The sequence below is a fragment of the Borrelia sp. A-FGy1 genome, from assembly GCF_014084025.1.
In the GTDB taxonomy this organism is placed as follows: Bacteria; Spirochaetota; Spirochaetia; order Borreliales; family Borreliaceae; genus Borrelia.
Map to the genome: position 1 here is coordinate 1 of NZ_CP043718.1, position 1,205 is coordinate 1,205.

Sequence of the window (1,205 nt, forward strand, 5' to 3'; positions counted from 1 at the left end):
TGAGCTTTCTGCAGAGATAAAGGGAGTAAGAAGTGAGCTTTCTGCAGAGATAAAGACAGTAAGAAGTGAGCTTAAGGATGATATAGGGAAGCTAGATGAAAAAGTGGGCAAGTTAGATGAAAAGGTAAATACAAATCATAAAGAGCTTATGGAGATATTTAAGGACTCAATAAGCGAAAGTAATAAATATATAAAAAGCTTAATATATCCATTTTATTGGATACTAGGGATATTTATTCCCTCAATAGTGGGAATGTTTTTGTATTTACTGCAAAAATAGAAATTAGTAAGTCTTCTTTACTAAGATTTTGTAGCTTGCAAAGCAGCTTCATATGCTTCATTTAACTCTTCAAAATCTGCATTTGCTTGTGGCATATTAGAATTAAGACATTTTTGTTTATGCTTAGTAGTCTCAAGGCTGCCTTTAGCCCTGTCCATTGCTTCTTTAGCATCAGCCATATAATAGTGGTAGCCAGCATGTTGGTAGCCTACAGCATTGCTATTAATCATAGCTTCTTGTAAAGCATCATCTGCTTTTCTTTGTGCATACTCAAAATCGTTCTTAGCATTTTTTAAAGCACCTATTGCATCTGAATAATTGGAGTTAGCAGAAGCATAGCTGCTATTAACTTTGCTGATTGCTTGATCAAGGTTAGGCAATAAGGCTGGGTCAGCTTTATTAGTTCCAGATCTAGCAGTACTTACTATCTAAAATGTGTGTTACTATTAATAGTAGATATTAAGAATGTTAAATATAGATAATAAGAGTACTTAAATTGCAGTAAAGGAGGGTTATATGAGTAATCTTGCACGTGAGGCTAAACCCAGATATGAGTATGTAAAGCAGGTATTTCTTGATAAGGATTTCCCAGAAGATGTAATTGATTACGTGCTACTACGTAGTTCAAATTATGTATATGAAAACCTAGAAAGTAGCATTAGTAAGCTAGAAAAGGAAATGAATAAGACTAGAGATGAATTTAGGAGTGGAATAGGGAAACTAGATGAAAAAGTAGAAAAAGTAAGAAGTGAGCTTAAGGGTGATATAGGGAAGCTAGATGAAAGAATAGGCAAGTTAGGTGAGAAAGTAGAAAAAGTAAGAAGTGAGCTTTCTGCAGAAATAAAGACAGTAAGAAGTGAGCTTTCTGCAGAGATAAAGGGAGTAAGAAGTGAGTTTAAGGGTGATATAGGCAAGTTAGATGAAA

The 1,205-nt window shown here is 34.1% G+C and carries 2 protein-coding genes and 1 pseudogene; 2 read left to right on the top strand and 1 reads right to left on the bottom strand.

The window, feature by feature from the left end:
• Positions 1–280: pseudogene (locus F0310_RS05680) on the top strand (Bdr family repetitive protein); the annotation flags it as partial.
• Between the two features lie 20 nt (positions 281–300).
• Here the strand turns inward: F0310_RS05680 and F0310_RS05685 are convergent.
• The gene (locus F0310_RS05685) at positions 301–660 is read right to left on the bottom strand and encodes a hypothetical protein (protein WP_182117992.1); all 360 of its coding nucleotides are present in this window, start codon (positions 658–660) and stop codon (positions 301–303) included.
• Between the two features lie 136 nt (positions 661–796).
• Here F0310_RS05685 and bdr point away from each other — a divergent pair.
• On the top strand, positions 797–1,205 hold a 409-nt coding region (gene bdr / locus F0310_RS05690; RefSeq protein ID WP_232535995.1), incomplete at its 3' end, for a Bdr family repetitive protein.